The sequence below is a fragment of the Agaribacter marinus genome, assembly GCF_030160655.1.
Lineage (GTDB): Bacteria > Pseudomonadota > Gammaproteobacteria > Enterobacterales > Alteromonadaceae > Glaciecola > Glaciecola marina.
Map to the genome: position 1 here is coordinate 37,986 of NZ_BSOT01000005.1, position 16,882 is coordinate 54,867.

The 16,882-nt window shown below is 42.2% G+C and carries 13 protein-coding genes; 3 read left to right on the plus strand and 10 right to left on the minus strand.

Annotation, left to right across the window (positions count from 1 at the left end; genetic code table 11):
* Positions 1-8 precede the first annotated feature (8 nt).
* The 10 genes from QQK00_RS01870 to QQK00_RS01920 form a co-directional block, all read right to left on the minus strand.
* The gene (locus QQK00_RS01870) at positions 9-797 is read right to left on the minus strand and encodes a PhzF family phenazine biosynthesis protein (protein ID WP_284215787.1); all 789 of its coding nucleotides are present in this window, start codon (positions 795-797) and stop codon (positions 9-11) included.
* Between the two features lie 98 nt (positions 798-895).
* Positions 896-1,168 (minus strand): hypothetical protein, encoded by a 273-nt coding sequence (locus QQK00_RS01875; RefSeq protein WP_284215788.1) that lies wholly within the window; start codon positions 1,166-1,168, stop codon positions 896-898.
* 10 nt (positions 1,169-1,178) lie between these two features.
* Entirely contained in the window at positions 1,179-1,508 is a 330-nt protein-coding gene (locus tag QQK00_RS01880) for a hypothetical protein (RefSeq protein ID WP_284215789.1), read from the minus strand.
* 311 nt (positions 1,509-1,819) lie between these two features.
* Positions 1,820-2,425, minus strand: coding sequence for a Yip1 family protein (locus QQK00_RS01885; RefSeq protein WP_284215790.1), 606 nt, complete (start codon positions 2,423-2,425; stop codon positions 1,820-1,822).
* A gap of 319 nt (positions 2,426-2,744) precedes the next feature.
* Positions 2,745-3,128, minus strand: a complete 384-nt coding sequence (locus QQK00_RS01890) for a DUF6768 family protein (protein WP_284215791.1) — start codon at positions 3,126-3,128, stop codon at positions 2,745-2,747.
* Between the two features lie 37 nt (positions 3,129-3,165).
* Complete coding sequence (locus QQK00_RS01895; RefSeq protein ID WP_284215792.1) at positions 3,166-3,675, minus strand: RNA polymerase sigma factor; 510 nt, start codon at positions 3,673-3,675, stop codon at positions 3,166-3,168.
* 102 nt (positions 3,676-3,777) lie between these two features.
* Positions 3,778-4,491 (minus strand): hypothetical protein, encoded by a 714-nt coding sequence (locus QQK00_RS01900; protein WP_284215793.1) that lies wholly within the window; start codon positions 4,489-4,491, stop codon positions 3,778-3,780.
* A gap of 151 nt (positions 4,492-4,642) precedes the next feature.
* Positions 4,643-4,840, minus strand: coding sequence for a hypothetical protein (locus QQK00_RS01905; RefSeq protein WP_284215794.1), 198 nt, complete (start codon positions 4,838-4,840; stop codon positions 4,643-4,645).
* A 246-nt stretch (positions 4,841-5,086) separates the two neighbouring features.
* Positions 5,087-9,412 (minus strand): thrombospondin type 3 repeat-containing protein, encoded by a 4,326-nt coding sequence (locus tag QQK00_RS20470; RefSeq protein ID WP_431307716.1) that lies wholly within the window; start codon positions 9,410-9,412, stop codon positions 5,087-5,089.
* Positions 9,413-9,799: 387 nt separating this feature from the next.
* Positions 9,800-10,669, minus strand: coding sequence for a helix-turn-helix transcriptional regulator (locus QQK00_RS01920; RefSeq protein WP_284215795.1), 870 nt, complete (start codon positions 10,667-10,669; stop codon positions 9,800-9,802).
* Positions 10,670-10,855: 186 nt separating this feature from the next.
* On the opposite strand from QQK00_RS01920, the gene QQK00_RS01925 reads away from it, so the two are divergent.
* From QQK00_RS01925 to QQK00_RS01935, 3 genes are all read left to right on the plus strand, one after another.
* Complete coding sequence (locus tag QQK00_RS01925) at positions 10,856-12,304, plus strand: c-type cytochrome domain-containing protein (protein ID WP_284215796.1); 1,449 nt, start codon at positions 10,856-10,858, stop codon at positions 12,302-12,304.
* Positions 12,305-12,513: 209 nt separating this feature from the next.
* The gene (locus QQK00_RS01930; protein WP_431307728.1) at positions 12,514-13,617 is read left to right on the plus strand and encodes an NHL repeat-containing protein; all 1,104 of its coding nucleotides are present in this window, start codon (positions 12,514-12,516) and stop codon (positions 13,615-13,617) included.
* The gene (locus QQK00_RS01935; RefSeq protein WP_284215797.1) at positions 13,617-16,877 is read left to right on the plus strand and encodes a DUF1553 domain-containing protein; all 3,261 of its coding nucleotides are present in this window, start codon (positions 13,617-13,619) and stop codon (positions 16,875-16,877) included. The genes QQK00_RS01930 and QQK00_RS01935 overlap by 1 nt, the downstream gene beginning before the upstream one ends.
* Positions 16,878-16,882 lie beyond the last annotated feature (5 nt).

Genomic DNA, 16,882 nt, shown 5'->3' on the forward strand with positions numbered 1-16,882 from the left:
GACAATACTTAAACGGTGATTTCACCTTTTAAGTATTGTACAGCTTTGCCACTCACAATCACTCTATCACCTGCCATACGACATTTTAATAAGCCCCCGCGCTTAGATGCTTGATGGGCTATTAGTGATGTTTTGTTTAATTTTTCAGCCCAATAAGGCACTAAACCAGCGTGAATTGAGCCTGTCACTGGGTCTTCATCACCGCCATTTGCAGGCCAAAAATAACGAGAAATAAAGTCATAATTGTTAGAATGGGCCGTTACGACAACGTCAAATGGCGCAAGCTTAGTCAATGAAGCACTATTATACTCAACTTCATACACATCTAACTCGTTGTCGTAAATAGCGAAGTACGCCTGTTCACTGCGCATAACGGTTTTAGGCGCTAAAGAGAGCCCTTTAATTAACGCTTCTGGTATTTCATTAATCGCCTTAGGTGCTAGGTTTGGGAAGCTCATTTCGATATAGCCTTCGTCACCTTGTATTACCATAAAGTCACCAACAGCTTTTGCGTAGAAGTTAAAGTAAGTAGACTCAACTTGTTGTTTAAAAAGCACAAAGGCAGAAGCTAGTGACGCATGTCCACAAAATGGAATTTCAGCCAAAGGAGAAAACCACCGAATATGGTACTGGTTGTCTTCTAATACTAAAAAAGCTGTTTCAGATAAATTATTTTCACTGGCAATATTTTGCATTAACTGGTCGTCAATCCAACTATCTAATAAAATTACAGCTGCCTGATTACCCTTGAATAAGGTGTCGGTGAATGCATCAATAATATGTAGCGTCAATCTCATGATTTAAAATAAATTTATTAAACACAACATCAATATAGCATGTTGTTTGTCTCATCTTGTAATAAGTTGAAGGCGTTGGGGCGGAACAGTCAAATGGCTTACTGTTTAGGCCTTACGCTCTCAATTACCATGGCGTCTACCCAAAACATTTTACCCACCCAGTTACGCTCGCCGTCTTCTTTTGTTTGCCACTCGCCTCGAGAGAAAAAAAGGTACTTTCCGTCATGGGATACCTGCGGCGAAGTGTCATGGAGGTCTGTGTTAATAGGTGAGCCTATATTCGTTGCCGGTGACCAAGTGCCATCTTGCTGCTTAAAGCTGATATAAGTATCAGAACCGCCATGGCCGCCGTCTCGTAACACATCCCACATTAAGTAGGACTCATCCGGCGCAATGTGCGGGTGCGCTATCCATTCGCTCCTTGTATTTCTGTTCTAGATACATAATATTGCCATCAGCAGAAAATTGAGGCCACCTTATATCTGTTTCAACCGCTTGGCCCCAGCCATTTTTTTCATATTGAATAACAAAAAAGGTGCGGTTTTTATATTGACCATTTTTTCTCGTAAAATAGAATGTTTTCAGGTCTGGAGTAAATGTGCCACCTTCAAATCGCCCATCGGGCGACACGACTTTAGGGTTAAAATGTTTAGGTATTAAGCCTGGTGGCAAAATAACCAGTACAATTGAAATACTCAATCGTTTCATCATATACCTTCCGTTTAAAAATTAATGAGTGTTATAAAGTCAACAGTAGCCGATATTGAAATAAGGTTTACATGTTGGTTATCTGTGGCTGACTGTAAGGCAAGCGCTGAAGAAATACCTGACGTCTTTATGACATTTAACTGATTTTATATTGAGGGGGTGGGTGCATCAGGTGGCGAAGCAAGCTCAGGCTAATGGGAAATTATGCAGTGAAATGATCTGAAGAGCGCACACACTCGGTGGCTTTAGCTTATGCATTTAAAAGAGTGTTTAGCGGTCTTTTATTCTTGCTTAAACACTCTTTTCGATTTAAATCACGCGTATTGAGGTCCGAAGCCCATACTCCATAATATGACTGAACCGGCCATTAATATTACCATGAGCACTAAACCACAGGTAACGACCGAGCTAGAAAAAATAAAGCCTTTCTCTTCAGGAATATGCAACATGATTGGTACACCGGAGTATAGTAAGTAAACTGAGTAAGATAATCCTACAAGTACAATCATCATTAAGAACCAGAGCTCAGGATAGAATGCACCAAAACCTGCCATGAACAGTGGTGTGGCAGTGTATGCAGCAATCTCTAAACTTTGTGTATAGTTTGGTTCTGCATCAAAAGACTTCGCTAACTCGTGAATGAGTACTGCTAACGCAATAACGCCAACCACCAAGCCAAAGTACATGCCAACAGCCATGGCCAGTGCGCTTTGATGAGTTAAGGTAATAATGTCTGCAGTTGGCCCTGCGCCAATGCTCCAGCCAAGTATGGATGACGAGTAATAAGCCATGCCTGCGGGGATAAGGGCAATGACCAAAATATGAGTAAGTGCATAAAAGTAAGATTCATGCTTTTTATCTATTGTTTTCCACTCTTCTTTAGGGTGGGTATAAATGCCAAATAAATGGTTTAATATCACAAATATTGCTCCTGAATAAGCGCTCCGCGCTTTAACTTCAACTTGGTCGGCTCTTATCCAAAGAGCAACTACCAAGACCCAATAGCATCAATAATTGATGCTATTTTCGACTATAAAGTATTAACAACAAATTAACAAGTGCTTGTCAGATATTTACGAGTGGTCAAAAGTTACTCATCGATTAAACCGTTTTAGATTTTTTTGACCAATGACTGTACAGCGTTATCAAGTATTGGCGTTATGAATTAAGCATGGAAATAAGTAAATATAGTAGCACTAGTATCCATGCGATAATGTTTTCAATAGACATCGCGGTGCATTAGCTCCTGTCTTTTTCAATTAATGTTTGCAGTTTTTCGACGGCTAGTTCAATGCGCTTGACTTCTCTCATTGTGGAAGTGCGATTCATTTCCATAAATGTCCAAAGTTTTAAGGTAATGTGAATAATGAATGAGAAGATAAACCAGATGCCCCAAAATATTCGGTCATCAAGTTCGGGAGCAGTAACGAAATTGTATCCACAATACACATACACGGCAGCACTGATTAACGCCAATGCATACACAAGAAAAAGCCAATATCTCATGCCGCTATTAAAGCTGTATCCTATTCGTCTGAACAACCCGGGTTCTTGCAATAATATCTCATCGAGATGCGAAGCGTCTTCGTTGAGAGCTTGTTTTATGTCGCGATCAATTTTCATAGGTGCCTCTTAGGTTACGTAACCCGAATAATGCAGATTACCTTTGGTAAATTACATGGAGCTGTTTTCTTGCTCTGTCTAATCTTGATTTTACTGTGCCTAAGGGCACATCTTGTAAATTTGCTATTTCCGCTAACTTCATTTCACAAAAATAGAATAAGTGGACAATTTCCTGTTCATTGATTGGCAGTTGCGCAATCATCTTCAGTAACTCACTTTTTTCATCGTTTGTTTCGTCATCATAAGTAGCGTCGCTATATGTAAATGATTCTATTCGCGGCTGTTTGCGAACTGCATCCGTTACTCGCCATTTCAGTGTTTTGTATAGCCAACACCTGAATGCTTTCGGATCATTCAATTTCCGTATTTGTTTTGCGGTGCTTATCCAAGTCTCTTGTACGGCATCCTTCGCTAATTCTGGATCACCGCATAACTTTAATGCGTAGTGTGTTAGCGGACGATGAAAGTGATTAATCAATGCGTTAAAGGCGGCTTGATTGCCGCGCTTAGTTGACATGACTAAAAGATCTAATTCACTTTGTAACACTTGCGTCCTTTAATGGTTTTTATAGTAAAGACGAATGGCGTTGACGAAAGGTTCGTGACAGGAGGATATTTTTTTTTTGGGCGTTTTTTTGTGAGTAGTTTTTTAAGACGTAAACCAAGTGAATGAATTTTCTTTGGGGTTGAATGTGACTTTTGTTTTGGCCGTTGCTGTCACTTTTTGTTTAGTAAACTCTTCATATACATCAAAGTCGAATTTAGTAATAGTTTCAATGAGATCCTGACGAATAGTTAGCATAAGATCATCATTTTTCTCAATCGTTTGATATTCTGTATTAAAAGTGACAGTGAGATCTCGGCTGTCTCTATAACCGCTCATAATTGGGACTAAGTTTATTTCTTGATCCATTCCTTCAACTTCGGTGGGTTCGCCTAATGAACTAACAACACCGACATAGACTTTGCGGTTTGATAAAGTGATCAGAATGGGTTCATTTCCCGCGTATGATTCAAATAATTTTGCATCCAATGGGCTATCAGATAACACGCCAGCCATTAAAATGACTAATGAGTCTTGTTGATGCTTTTTCGATAAGGCGTTCAGTCTTAGGTAATGTAATTTGCACAACAGCCAAGCAAAGATATGTGCGGCGACGGTCGTTAGTAATATCCAAGTAAGTTGTTTGGCGACGGGGGGACTTGTTTGTAAGGCATCAATAAGTAAGGTAAAAACCCATGTTTCTATATCGATATTGATGCCATTAATGGTGTTTGGCATGTAAAAACTGATTGGGAGTAAAATTGCGCCTGCGCAAAGCACACATAACAAGCCAGAAGATGCGCTTTTAAGGTACAACATTTGCCCTTCGTAACGATGTAATTTATAAAAGAAGAATGGACTATTGTTCCAGATATAAAACCCGGAGGTTAAGATGGGTAATAATATAAGTAGTAGCAATCCGATTGCCTTACTGAATGAGTGATTGTAGAAAAAGTGTCGTTAACTAAGACTAATTACGAGAGACGAATTTAGACGCTCGGTCCATGTAAGCTTGAAACTTTTCAGTGCTGCGTATTTCGCTAGCATCTGAAGTTAAGGTCCCCCGCCCAATTACACGTCTAGATTTTATAGGGTTTTCATTCAGCTTTGATATAACAGCTTTTTGCTGATCGTCAAAGTCAAAAAATAAACCAAAAAAACGTCCCATAGATTCCCCATTGGCTGTTTGTTTTAAGATTATTACACGTAAGGTGTAGGTTTGTATCGTCACTTAAATACAACAACTTAATTGTGAATCAATCATACCATAGACACTTTTAAAGTCTATATTGTGTTTTTATTAGCCAAATTTGCAAGCAAGTAGGGCATTGTCGTTTATTTTATTACTGCTTTGCTTCATATAAAAAAAGGGTCTCAAATGAGACCCTTCATGTTATAGCATTAGTTTAAGAAATTAATGCCCAAACTCCAGAAGACCCCAAACTTCAAGGTTATCTACAGTGACTACAGCATCTCCGTTACCATTTGTAGAAACACTCAGCACAGTGCTCGTGCCGTCTGGTAAATGCAATGTTGCAGACGTTATGCTATCTGGGAAGTAGCTTTGTGGCACAGCCACTTCAACTCCACTTAGCATAGGCGTTACGCCGCTCGCGAATGGACGGTTAATTAGATGAACAACATAAGGTGCAGATGCATCTGTTTCGTGGATACGAGATACCGCTGACACGGTTTCGTTTGATACAGTGCCATTGATTGTGACATTAATGTCCAAACCATCAATGGTTCCACGTTGACCGATGTGCCTTACTTTACTGCCTTGTGCATCTAGAACTGCTCGTTGCTCGGTAGTTAAATAATTTAAATCGCCGTCAAAGAAAATATGTTCAAATTTATCAAACTCACTTTGACGAGGTACAACAGGATAACCTTCATCGCCAAACACGAGTAAATCAAAATTGATATTATCTTCAGTTAGAATTTTAACGCTTGACTGTATTTGGTTGCCACCGTCAATAAAGCCAGCCTTCATCGATGAGTACATCGCATGAACAAGTCCAGCTTTTGAATACGATGTGTATCCATCAAACAAGGTTTCATGTGCGCGGACAAATTGATATATATCGCGATAGTTATCAGCCCCAGGTGACCATGTGAATACTTCACCACCTACCCACACATTGGCCGGAATCGAGAACATACCACCATATGCATAAGCCTGCGCTATCCAGCCGCGGCCGAAGCGAGGGATATCTTTTTCACGCAGGTCGTTAAATTCCCAAGGATAAGGGAAATAAACCAATGTTTTGTCAACCGCCTGAGCACCTTTCAAGTGAACAAGGATATTGGTGGGTAATTCTTCCGTGGTGGTTCTGGCGCCCAAATTTAGCTCGCCTGACAAGAAGGTAATGTTTTCGTTAAAAATGTAACCTCTTGATTCAAACAGATGGGTACTCGCACCAATTTCAATATCTGGCTGTAACTGTCGAATATACTCAAGCACTTCACCGAACTTTTGATTCCAAACATCACGGTTGAAGTAGATGAAATCTTCTAGCATCGGCACGTTCCCAGAGATAGTATCCGCCGCTTGCATAAAGGCTCGGTGGGTAACGCCTTGAGCTCTCAAGAAATCGCCATAATCAAACGTTGATATATTGCTAATTCCCATCGCGGTAAGTTCAGCGCTACTGTACTTCTTATCTAACCAGATACGGAAGTTTGCCATCGCATAGGACGAGAAATCTCCACCAAAGGTGCTCATATCTGTCGAGCGCGTAGAATTAGTTTGCGTATCAAACATTAACTTGTCAGGGTTCGCTTTTAAAATCTGATCGACCTGAGATTTCATGTAAGGCACAAACGCTGGGCTGTGATTACTTAACCAATTATTATTGTATCCGTTGTAGCTTAAATACCCCATGAAGGTCATTCTTACATCACGGTCGTCGAGCGTACGTACAAAGTGAGGTTGAGGGTTTGTTGTATATTCCGTAAACCAACGGAACGCCCAGTCAAATTCACCACGTGCAGTATATTCAAAGCCTTCACTTTGGAAAGTATCTACTACGTTTACCGCCCAATCCATAATAACGGTCTCGTCATAGAATTCATCTTCGGGCGGATGACCCCAAAATGCGCCAGTTGCACCAAAATCATCAAATCCTGGTAATTCACGATTTTGCGGATAGGTATACCATACGTCAGACTTTTGTACTTTCCTGTTTTCAGGAATGCTTACTGGCTCCATCAAAAACGGTAAACTGCCTGTTGCAGGGCCTTCAACTTCCGCAACAAAATGTTCACTCGGATCGTAAGGTGGGGCAGGTACTGAGGTAACATCACCGACGCGTGTAAACCTGACTTGATCGCCACTCCACTGCCAATTTGAACCGCCAACTGCTTCTACTCGAACGGTCACAGCACCGGCTTGTTCAACGACAAAATTACCGCCATATAGCTCTATTTCAGCGGAAACATCCCAACTACCCGTTTCTGCGAAATAACCCCATGCAACAGGCTCACCATCGATGTCGACTCGCGCGCCGTAACTACCTGCATTTTGTGCCGAAATTGTAATGTATGCTCGATATGTACCTGGCTCAGCAAAGGTCACATTATAGTCACCGTAGTCACCATTTGTTACCCAGTTGACACCTGTGGTCGTTACGCCAAACCCTTCAACAGTATCACCGCCGACGCGACCATTAGTGCCAGTAGAAACAAAGTTTTCTAACTGAATAATAATATCGCCTTCTTGTTGCTCATTCGGATTACCAGTTTCTTCTCCGGTAGAAGTAAAGATATTGGTAGTTAGCGCGGATGGATGAACAAAGTTAGTGCCGCCGTTTACATCAATACCAAAGCCGATACCACTAACTGGCCCACTACCACCGTCAGCATTGCCAATACGCAGTTCAAACGTATGTGTGCCAGGCGCTAAATTCAAGTCAGCGGTTTGTGAGGCATCTTCCCAACTATCATTTGATAGCACCAATGCGCCATTTATATATAAACGAACGCTGTCATCAATGTTTTCATAGAACGAAATGTGCCCATCAGCATCGTAAATCACACCAGTGTATATCTCGGTCGTATTGCCTTTTATAGAATCTTCCGTTTGGTTTAACGTCGTCGTACGTTCCCAATTTGGATTGGCATCCGTTATGTTCATTGCACCTGCAACTTCACCGTACAATAGTCCGTTCTCGCTGCCTGGGCCATTTCCACCTGTAGCACATCCATCAGCGTCGACAGCCGTGTTCGCAGGCGTATTAGGGCATTGATCAACATCATCCGGAACACCATCATTGTCAGCATCGCCAATTACGACAACTTCACACCCAGTAGCGTCAACGGTCGCACCTGCTGGCGTATTCGGGCATTGGTCAACGTTATCGGGTACACCGTCATTGTCAGCATCGCCAATTACGACAACTTCACATCCTGTAGCATCAACGGTCGCGCCTGCGGGTGTATTCGGGCATTGATCAACGTTATCGGGTACACCGTCATTGTCAGCGTCGCCAATCACCACAATTTCACAACCAGTAGCATCAACAGTTGCGCCTGCGGGTGTATTCGGGCACTGGTCAACGTTATCAGGTACGCCGTCATTGTCAGCATCGCCAATTACGACAACTTCACAACCAGTAGCATCAACAGTCGCGCCTGTGGGTGTATTAGGGCATTGATCAATACTGTCTGGCACGCCGTCATTGTCGGTATCGGTAACCGAACCACCGTCTACATTAGTGAAGCTAAGGGCATCACCAAACCAAAGCCAACTGAATGTGCCAGTAGAACTGCCTGCTTGAACTCTAATCGTATGAGAGCCAGCACTAATAAATACTGAGTCAGTCAGTAAGAAATCCTCAAATATCGCTTGATTACCTGTTTGAACTGACGACTCACTGATTTCTGTGCCGTCTATAAACAGAATCGCAGTGGCATGAGAGGTTTGGCCTGACGCTAACATCTCGATGCTGTAATTTCCAGATACTGGGAAGTTTATAGAGTAATCAACCCAGTCTGTGGTTTGAACACTATCAACAACAGTATGCTTATCATTGGGGAAACCGCGTTCACCAATAATGACACCTTGTGCTCTAGCATCGTCACTGCCTGTCGCATCAAATGCTTCCATTTCAACTACAAATGAATCGCCGACAGTGCCGCCGCCAATCTCGCAACCGTCACTGCCTACTGTTGTGCCAACTGGCGTATTAGGGCATTGATCTACATCGTCATTAACACCATCTCCATCAGCATCCCCAACTGGGTCGATAGGTGTAACTTGAGTAAGAGTAAATGACTCTAAATTCCATTGCCAAGTCGACCCTACCGCGAGCAAACGAATAGCAGATGCACCTGCCGGTAATGACACCGTATGAGACGGTGTCAATGCTTGGAAATTGTCCCAACTGCCAAAAGGAACATCCACCGTGCCTTGGCTTTGCCAAATGCCGTTTGAATTAACTAATACTTCGATACTTGGGCCGGATTGAACACTTGTGCCGACAAGGTATTCAATGTCGTATTCGCCGCCTTCAGCGGAGATATCATACTCGACGAAATCTCCAGCATTGACAAAGTTAATAGCGCTTTGGCCATTAACACTATAGATAGTAACAGGATTTGGTTGGCCATCATCAAAGGTGCCCCCCGAATTTACAAAAGCTTCTGCTTGGACTTGCAAAGTGTCTGCGGACACTTCAGCGCAAAGCAGGGCAAGAGAAAGCGCTATACCTGTGCTAATAGAACGCCTATTTGTGTGCATAATTTTGTCCTCTAAAATTATTTTTTTTGGTTCTAATAGCCCACGGCTTTATTGTTAAAAACTACTGTTATCATCCCCAAAAATGTTGTTTCCGTGTTACTGATTTTAACAATGTGTGAATTTTTACTCTCATTTGTTAATAAGTTCAACATTTATTCATTAACTGTTAACAATCAACATTGGGTTTACGTATAGCAAATGTTACAAAATGTTAATGTAAGGTTGCATTTGCAAGGGGGGAGGAGAAGTATGAATTCGTTGATTAACTTTTATTCTATTTTGTTATATGATATTTTTTATATGAAATTCAGAAGGGCAATACGAAACATCAATAGCCTCATTTAATGATCTTGCTCAGACTAAGTTGTTTAGCAGAGACCTACAGATTTAAGTGGTTTTATCCAAGTTGTAGTGTTGTTTAAATTCAGTCGGGGAATATCCGGTTTCTTTTTTAAAACTGCGTGAAAAGTGGAATATATCGTAAAAACCACAGTTTTCTGCAATTTGTTTAAGTGGTGCAGAATTTAGCAGTAGCTGTTGCTTGGCTGTGGCAATTCGTTTGTGCAGTATGTAGCGTTTTGGCGATACATTAAAAGCTGCTTTAAACTTTCTGGAGAAATGCTCCGGCGTCATATTTGCGGCAGATGCAAGTGCTTTTAAGGTCGGCGGGTTTGCAATATTACTTGAAATAAGCTGTAAAGACCTGAGTAAATTTTGGTGTTTAATTTTATTGATATTGCTGCCTTCTTCTTCGAACAAGCGCATAAATGGATAAATTAAACTTAATAACAAGCGATTTCGCTCGAGCATGGCACTTGGCTTGGTATTGTCAGCCAAAGATACCAGCGACAAAAAATCACGTTCAATATTTTGAAACGTGCCACAGTTTATTTCTGCAGGATGTCCATACAACATAAATAGGTCGATTGCTCTGTCAACGCGACATTGAAAATGTGCCCAATAAAAATGAATATTACTGTCTGCTTGATGCGATATCAGTTGATAAGGGGGGATCAAATATAAATGCATGGGTTTTAACTGCAGTGTAAAATCTTTGAAATGTAAGGCACCACTTCCTTCTTTCACAAAGTATACTCTGTCGTAATGATTGGCAAACTGACTGCCTTGCCATTCTTGTCCAATACGCATATCTTGCGCCGTGTATACATGCAACTGAAGGTGACTAAAAATGTCATCTAATGCAATGTTTTTCCAAACAAATCCACCTGAGCCTGTCTCAAATAATTCTGGCTGCATGTTAATTTCACTGGGTTTTTATATTGATTAATTGAATATGAAAATACATTTTTATTTATAAAATATCAAGTTTGTACAAATATCTGTCAAGTTTAGCAATATTATGTCGTTTAACATCCTGCTAACATGCTATTCAATGATTCATTCCGGAAATTTACCCGGAAGTATACAAGGTAAGCCCAATTGATGGATTTGTTTCAATTTGTTGCTCGTTTTCATGTGCTCGTTCTACATTTACCTATTGGGATCTTAATGCTAGCTGCATTGCTCGAAACACACATGGTATTTGGTAAAAGCAAGCGGCCATATTTACTCAACGTTATTTGGTTTTGGGGAGCTATATCTGCCACTGGTGCGTGCGTACTAGGTTGGATGTTATCGCAAGCAGACGGGTATGCTGCAGATGCGATATTTATTCATCGAAGCTTTGGTATTAGTGTCGCTGTTATTGGCTTTGTATGCTGGTGGTTGTTTAAACGCGCGTATGCTGAAGACGACGTTACGCAAGGTCAATCCAGACCTCACGCGTCCCAACCGCAAAAAAATGCAAAACCTAAACTGCTCGTAAGTGTGCTGTCGGGTGCGCAACTTTTTTTTCTTTTTGCTACTGGGCATTATGGCGCAAATATGACACATGGAGAAACATACCTAGTAGAGCACGCGCCCAATTTAGTAAGGGCTGTTGCAGGCTTCCCGCCGCACAAGGCGGCAAGGCCGCCCATTACGTCGCTAGATGACGTGGTTGTATACGATGATTTAATTGCCCCGATGCTAGAACAGCGATGCGCAAGTTGTCATAACGACAGCAAGCAAAAAGGTAAGCTTAATCTCGCGAACATGGAAGCCATCGTTAAAGGGGGCACGTCGAGTAATACTTTGGTGATTGGGGATGCCGATGCGAGTGAGCTATATAAGCGAATTACCTTAAATCCTAGTCACAAAGAGTTTATGCCTGCAGAAGGGAAACCCCCTTTATCCGATGATCAAGTTGCTATCATCAAGTGGTGGATTAATGCAGGAGCACCTGTAAATGAGCGCTTGCCGAGTGTCGCTATGGAAAAGTCAGATAAAGTCTTCGCAATGAATGTTTTAGGGCTCAGTCCAGAAGCATTTCCGGCTATTCCTGCGATTACGCTTGAGCAAGCAAATGCATTAGAAAATGCAGGGTTTGTAGTCAAACAAATTGATAGAACAAATGGTTATTTAGACTTAGATCTCTCTATCAGTCGACGGCCAATTACGGCAGAAACCAGAGCTGCACTCAGTGCCGTTAGTCAAAACATCGCGTATGTTAATTTGTCTTATGCCACGTTGAGCGCTCAAGATATGGCGTTACTTTCAACATTTACTGGTCTTAAACGCCTTCGCTTGGAACATGCGTCTGTCGACGCGAATACTGTATTTGAATTGTCTACATTGGAAAACCTGCGTTATCTAAATGTATTTGGCTCATCTGTTGATGATTCGATTTTTGATGTCGTGAGCAATATGCCGGCACTTGAACAACTTTACTTGACCGGTACCAACGTGACAGAGGACAACGTAAATGCGTTTAAGACCGCTAGTCAAGTCAACATTTATTATGTGGCTTATACCAGTGCAGATGCGAAAAGCAGTGCACATGGGACCGAATGATGTCGGATAAAGATGATATGTCACGTGAAAGTGCAATTTTACGTAAAAGAGTAGAGAGCATACAGATGAAAGAAAGTCATAAGCACACGATAGAAAACATGAGTGGAAACAATGACAATGAGTATTTTTCGCCCCTCGCTGAGCAACGTCGTCAGTTTTTAAAGTCTTCGGGAATGCTGGGCGCTGGTGCACTATCATTATTTACTGGTATGTCGGCGTTTACGTCATCAGCAATTGCGCATGAACCACCCAAAAAACCATTGCCAAAAGCAGGTAGGACGCCACATGGTGCCATTGTTGGACACGGTGATTTTAAATACAAAGTTAATTATCACTGGGGGAAGTTAGATCCGACCAAAGTTCCCGTAGAAAATTGCCATGGCTTAGACATTGATGCGCAAGGCCGCATTATTATGGTGACTGACTCTGATGTGAATAATTTTGTTGTATATAACAAAGACGGCAAATTGATAGAAGCTTGGGGTACTCAGTATCCTGGCGCGCATTCGGTTAAAATCTCAAATGAAAACGGCGAAGATTTTATCTATATCGTCGATTGCGGTTGGGTGCTTGATAGAAACCGGCCGGATAACCAATGGAAAAACAAATGGTACCGCCAAAATGGCTTTATTTCTAAGTTAACCTTAGATGGCAAGTTGGTATATACCATTGGTCACCCTGTTACGTTAGGTATCTATACAATGGATATGCGCTTTCAACCAACAGATATTACGATCGCACCAAATGGCGACCTTTATGTGACTGATGGCTATGGTTCGGACTTCGTGATTCATTACGATAGTAATGGAAAATATGTTCGACATTGGGGGGGATGGAAAAACGAAGACAAACTTCTCAATTTAAACAATACCCACGGCATTGGCGTCGATACGCGCACACCAGAACATACCTTACTCGTGAGTTCGCGTGGTGAACAAAAAATTAAACGCTTTAGCTTAGACGGCACATACTTAGGGGCAATTGAATTGCCCGGCGCGTATGTCGGTGGACCTATTTTTAAGGGCAAACATTTTTATGCGCCGGTATGTTGGTCACATATTGATGGCAAGATGGCGCCTAATTCGGGCTTTTTGACGATATTAGATGGTGACAATAAAGTCGTATCTAATCCTGGTGGCCTTCGCCCTCATTACGAGAAAGATAAGCAAGGTAAAGATACATTAACGCCTATGCAGACAAATTATGAAGTATTCAATCACTGCCATGCGGTTTGTGTTGATGATGACGAAAATTTGTACGTTGGGCAGTGGAATGCCAACCAAATGTATCCAATAAAATTGGAGCGAGTGTAATGCGTAAATGTTACTTTCCTGCTATATCGCAGACCACCCTATTTGCTTCAACCATAGTTGCTCTCAGCTTAGCAATCACAGCGTGCGGCGAGAATGACGCTGAGCTAGCGAAATTTGATGATCCCATTCCCGAAGTCGTTGATTTTAATTACGATGTAAAGCCGATTTTATCTGATACATGTTATCTGTGTCATGGGCCGGACCTACCAAACAACAAAGCCGGTTTGTCATTGTCGTCATTTGAGGCGGCCACTACGCATATGACTGAATCAGAGATGAATGCACTTAAACCTGGCAATGCCAAATTAAGCGAGGCTTACTTGCGGATCGTATCAGACGATCCTAATTATATGATGCCGCCGCCTGAATCTAACTTGGTTTTATCTGACCGCGACAAGGCAGTGATTAAGCGTTGGATTGAGCAGGGTGCTGAGTACAAAAAACATTGGGCATTTATTACCCCTGAATCTGCTGAGGTGCCAGACGTAAAAAGTAGTAATGCAACGGAATCTGCAATCAATAATGACATCGATCACTTTGTACAAAAGACGTTAAGTGATAAGGGCTTTAATGCAAATGAAAGAGCAGACAAAGAAACACTTATTCGCCGAGTGACCTTTGATCTGACCGGTTTGCCACCTACATTAGACGAAATTGACGAATTTCTTGATGATACTGATGTAACCGCTTTTGAAAAAGTAGTCGATCGTTTGTTGGCAACACAAGCCTATGGCGAACGTATGGCGACGGAATGGTTAGACGTTGCACGGTATGCCGATACGCATGGCTACAGTACTGATTTTTACAGAGATATGTCGCCTTATCGTGATTGGGTGATTAGCGCCTTTAATGAGAACCAAGCCTTTGACGAATTTGTAACATGGCAGGTGGCCGGCGATTTACTTGAAAAGCCCTCAACAGAACAGCTGATTGCTACTGCATTCAATCGAGTCCATGCACAAAATGGTGAAGGTGGTGTAGTAAACGAAGAGTTTCGGGTTGAGTATGTGAAAGATCGAGTACAAACTATTGGGACAGGTTTGTTGGGTATGACAATGCATTGCGCTCAGTGCCATGATCATAAATATGACCCCATTTCTGCGGAAGATTATTACTCAACATATGCGTTTTTCAATAATGTCGATGAATCAGGGCAAATATCATACGATCCTAATGACATGCCTGTACCGACATTGATGTTGCCTACTGAAAGCGAAAAAGCCAAGCTAGAAGAATATGACACGCAGTTAACCAAAATGATTGCTGATATTAATCAGCGTCATGGGGCAGACACGCCGAGTTACGTTGCGTGGAAAAATAATCAATTGGCCTCACAATTGACAGAAGACCAATCGGCGCTTCGCGCCTACTTTCCGTTATCGTTAAATGACTCGAATGCAAGTATTCAAAATGCGATTGATAGCGATGCCAATGGTCGCGTGCTTTACGGCGCTAAACCGAATAAGAAAAATGGTCCAGCAATGGTGCACGTGAAAGATGGCGGGCGTGAAGCAATCAAGCTAAATGGCGACGATCCACTTTATTTTCCTTCAATAAATGACATTGAACGTGCTAAACCTTTTAGTTTGAGTATAGATGCGAATATTCCCGCGGAGATTGAAGAAGGTGTATTAGTTCATTACAACAAAGCTGGTATTTTATATAACTTTAAAGGCTTTGATATTGGGATTGAAGACAATCGTTGGTTGGTGCGTTTTGCGCACACATATCCAGACAATGCCATCGTGTTGACATCTGAGGAAGCTGTTGTCAGAGATTCGTGGATCAATGTTGCTTTAACCTACGATGGGTCTTCAAAGGCTGATGGGCTTGGTTTTTACATTGATGGTCAAGCGATACCAATGACGGTGGAGTTCGACAATTTATATAAGGATATTCAACATACCCGCGAAGGTGTACGTAAAGAAATCGGAATTAAAATTGGTGCGCGTTGGCGCAGTCGCGGAACGCCAAATACCTTAGTTGATAATTTTAAGTTTTATCACCGAGACTTGACTGCGATTGAAATAGCAAAGCAATATGCCGCAGACGATGCGACAGTCATTGCGCAGGCACAAACACCAGACAACCTGTTGGCAACCTACAATGAACGTTTTAATCCTAGCTACGTGAAGGACAAACAAGCGCTTACTGCATTGCGCCAAGAAATGAATGGTTTTGTTGAGCAAATTCGCGAAATTATGGTGATGAAAGAAGGTAAGCCTAAACAAGCCTATATTCTTGATCGTGGCAGCTATGCTAGTCACGGAAAACCTGTATCTAAAGGTGTGCCCGAAGCGTTTTTTCCTTGGAATGATGCGTGGCCTAATGACCGCAGAGGACTTGCAGCGTGGTTGACTGACCCTGCACATCCCTTAGTCCCCAGAGTCGTCGTTAACCGGTATTGGCAGTTAGTGTTCGGTAAAGGCTTGGTGACAACACCTGAAGACTTTGGCAACCAAGGTAAATTGCCTTCGCATCCAGCGTTGCTTGATTGGCTTGCCCGCGACTTTGTAGATAACGGTTGGGATATAAAGCGATTGATGAAAATGCTCGTGATGTCGGCAACATATCAACAGTCGTCAATTGCATCGCCTGAACTATTGGAAAAAGACCCTGAAAATACGTGGTTAGCTCGTGGACCGTCATCTCGATTAAGTGCTGAAATGATTCGAGACAATGCCTTAGCTAGCTCGGGTTTGTTAATTGATAAAGTCGGCGGTGAAAGTGTTCGCCCATATCAACCGGAAGGCATCTGGAAAATGAACAATAAAGACTACTTGCGTGGTGAAGGTGAGCATTTATATCGTCGGTCAATGTATACCATATTTAAACGCAGTGCACCGCCACCTAATATGACTGCATTTGATGCTGCTACAAGAGCCCACAGCGTGGGTGTAAGGCAGCAAACAAGCACGCCTTTGCAAGCATTGGCATTATTAAATGACCCTCAAATTGTGGAGGCATCACGTGTGATGGCGCAAAGGGTGTTAGAAGCACAAACGGAAGAGGGGACTTATTTAGCGAGCATATATCGTCAATTGACTAGTCGGGTGCCAAGTACAGGTGAGTTGGCAGTCATCAATGAGATGTATGAGAGCGTTGAAAGTAGTTTTAAAGATTCGCCTGATGAGGCTCAAGCACTCTTAGCCGTAGGGGATTGGCCAGTAAATGAAAAACTCGATAGCACAAAGCTCGCGGCACTAGCGAGTGTTACCAATATGCTGATGAACCACGACGCTAGTGTGATCAAGCGATAGCCTAG

What these genes read in the sequence shown, in the direction of transcription:
- QQK00_RS01930 (WP_431307728.1), top strand. Translation starts at nt 12,514, where the DNA reads ATGTCGGCGTTTACGTCATCAGCAATTGCGCATGAACCACCCAAAAAA.
- QQK00_RS01925 (WP_284215796.1), top strand. Translation starts at nt 10,856, where the DNA reads ATGGATTTGTTTCAATTTGTTGCTCGTTTTCATGTGCTCGTTCTACAT.
- QQK00_RS20470 (WP_431307716.1), bottom strand. Translation starts at nt 9,412, where the DNA reads ATGCACACAAATAGGCGTTCTATTAGCACAGGTATAGCGCTTTCTCTT.
- QQK00_RS01890 (WP_284215791.1), bottom strand. Translation starts at nt 3,128, where the DNA reads ATGAAAATTGATCGCGACATAAAACAAGCTCTCAACGAAGACGCTTCG.
- QQK00_RS01905 (WP_284215794.1), bottom strand. Translation starts at nt 4,840, where the DNA reads ATGGGACGTTTTTTTGGTTTATTTTTTGACTTTGACGATCAGCAAAAA.
- QQK00_RS01875 (WP_284215788.1), bottom strand. Translation starts at nt 1,168, where the DNA reads ATGTGGGATGTGTTACGAGACGGCGGCCATGGCGGTTCTGATACTTAT.
- QQK00_RS01935 (WP_284215797.1), top strand. Translation starts at nt 13,617, where the DNA reads ATGCGTAAATGTTACTTTCCTGCTATATCGCAGACCACCCTATTTGCT.
- QQK00_RS01880 (WP_284215789.1), bottom strand. Translation starts at nt 1,508, where the DNA reads ATGATGAAACGATTGAGTATTTCAATTGTACTGGTTATTTTGCCACCA.
- QQK00_RS01870 (WP_284215787.1), bottom strand. Translation starts at nt 797, where the DNA reads ATGAGATTGACGCTACATATTATTGATGCATTCACCGACACCTTATTC.
- QQK00_RS01920 (WP_284215795.1), bottom strand. Translation starts at nt 10,669, where the DNA reads ATGCAGCCAGAATTATTTGAGACAGGCTCAGGTGGATTTGTTTGGAAA.
- QQK00_RS01900 (WP_284215793.1), bottom strand. Translation starts at nt 4,491, where the DNA reads ATGTTGTACCTTAAAAGCGCATCTTCTGGCTTGTTATGTGTGCTTTGC.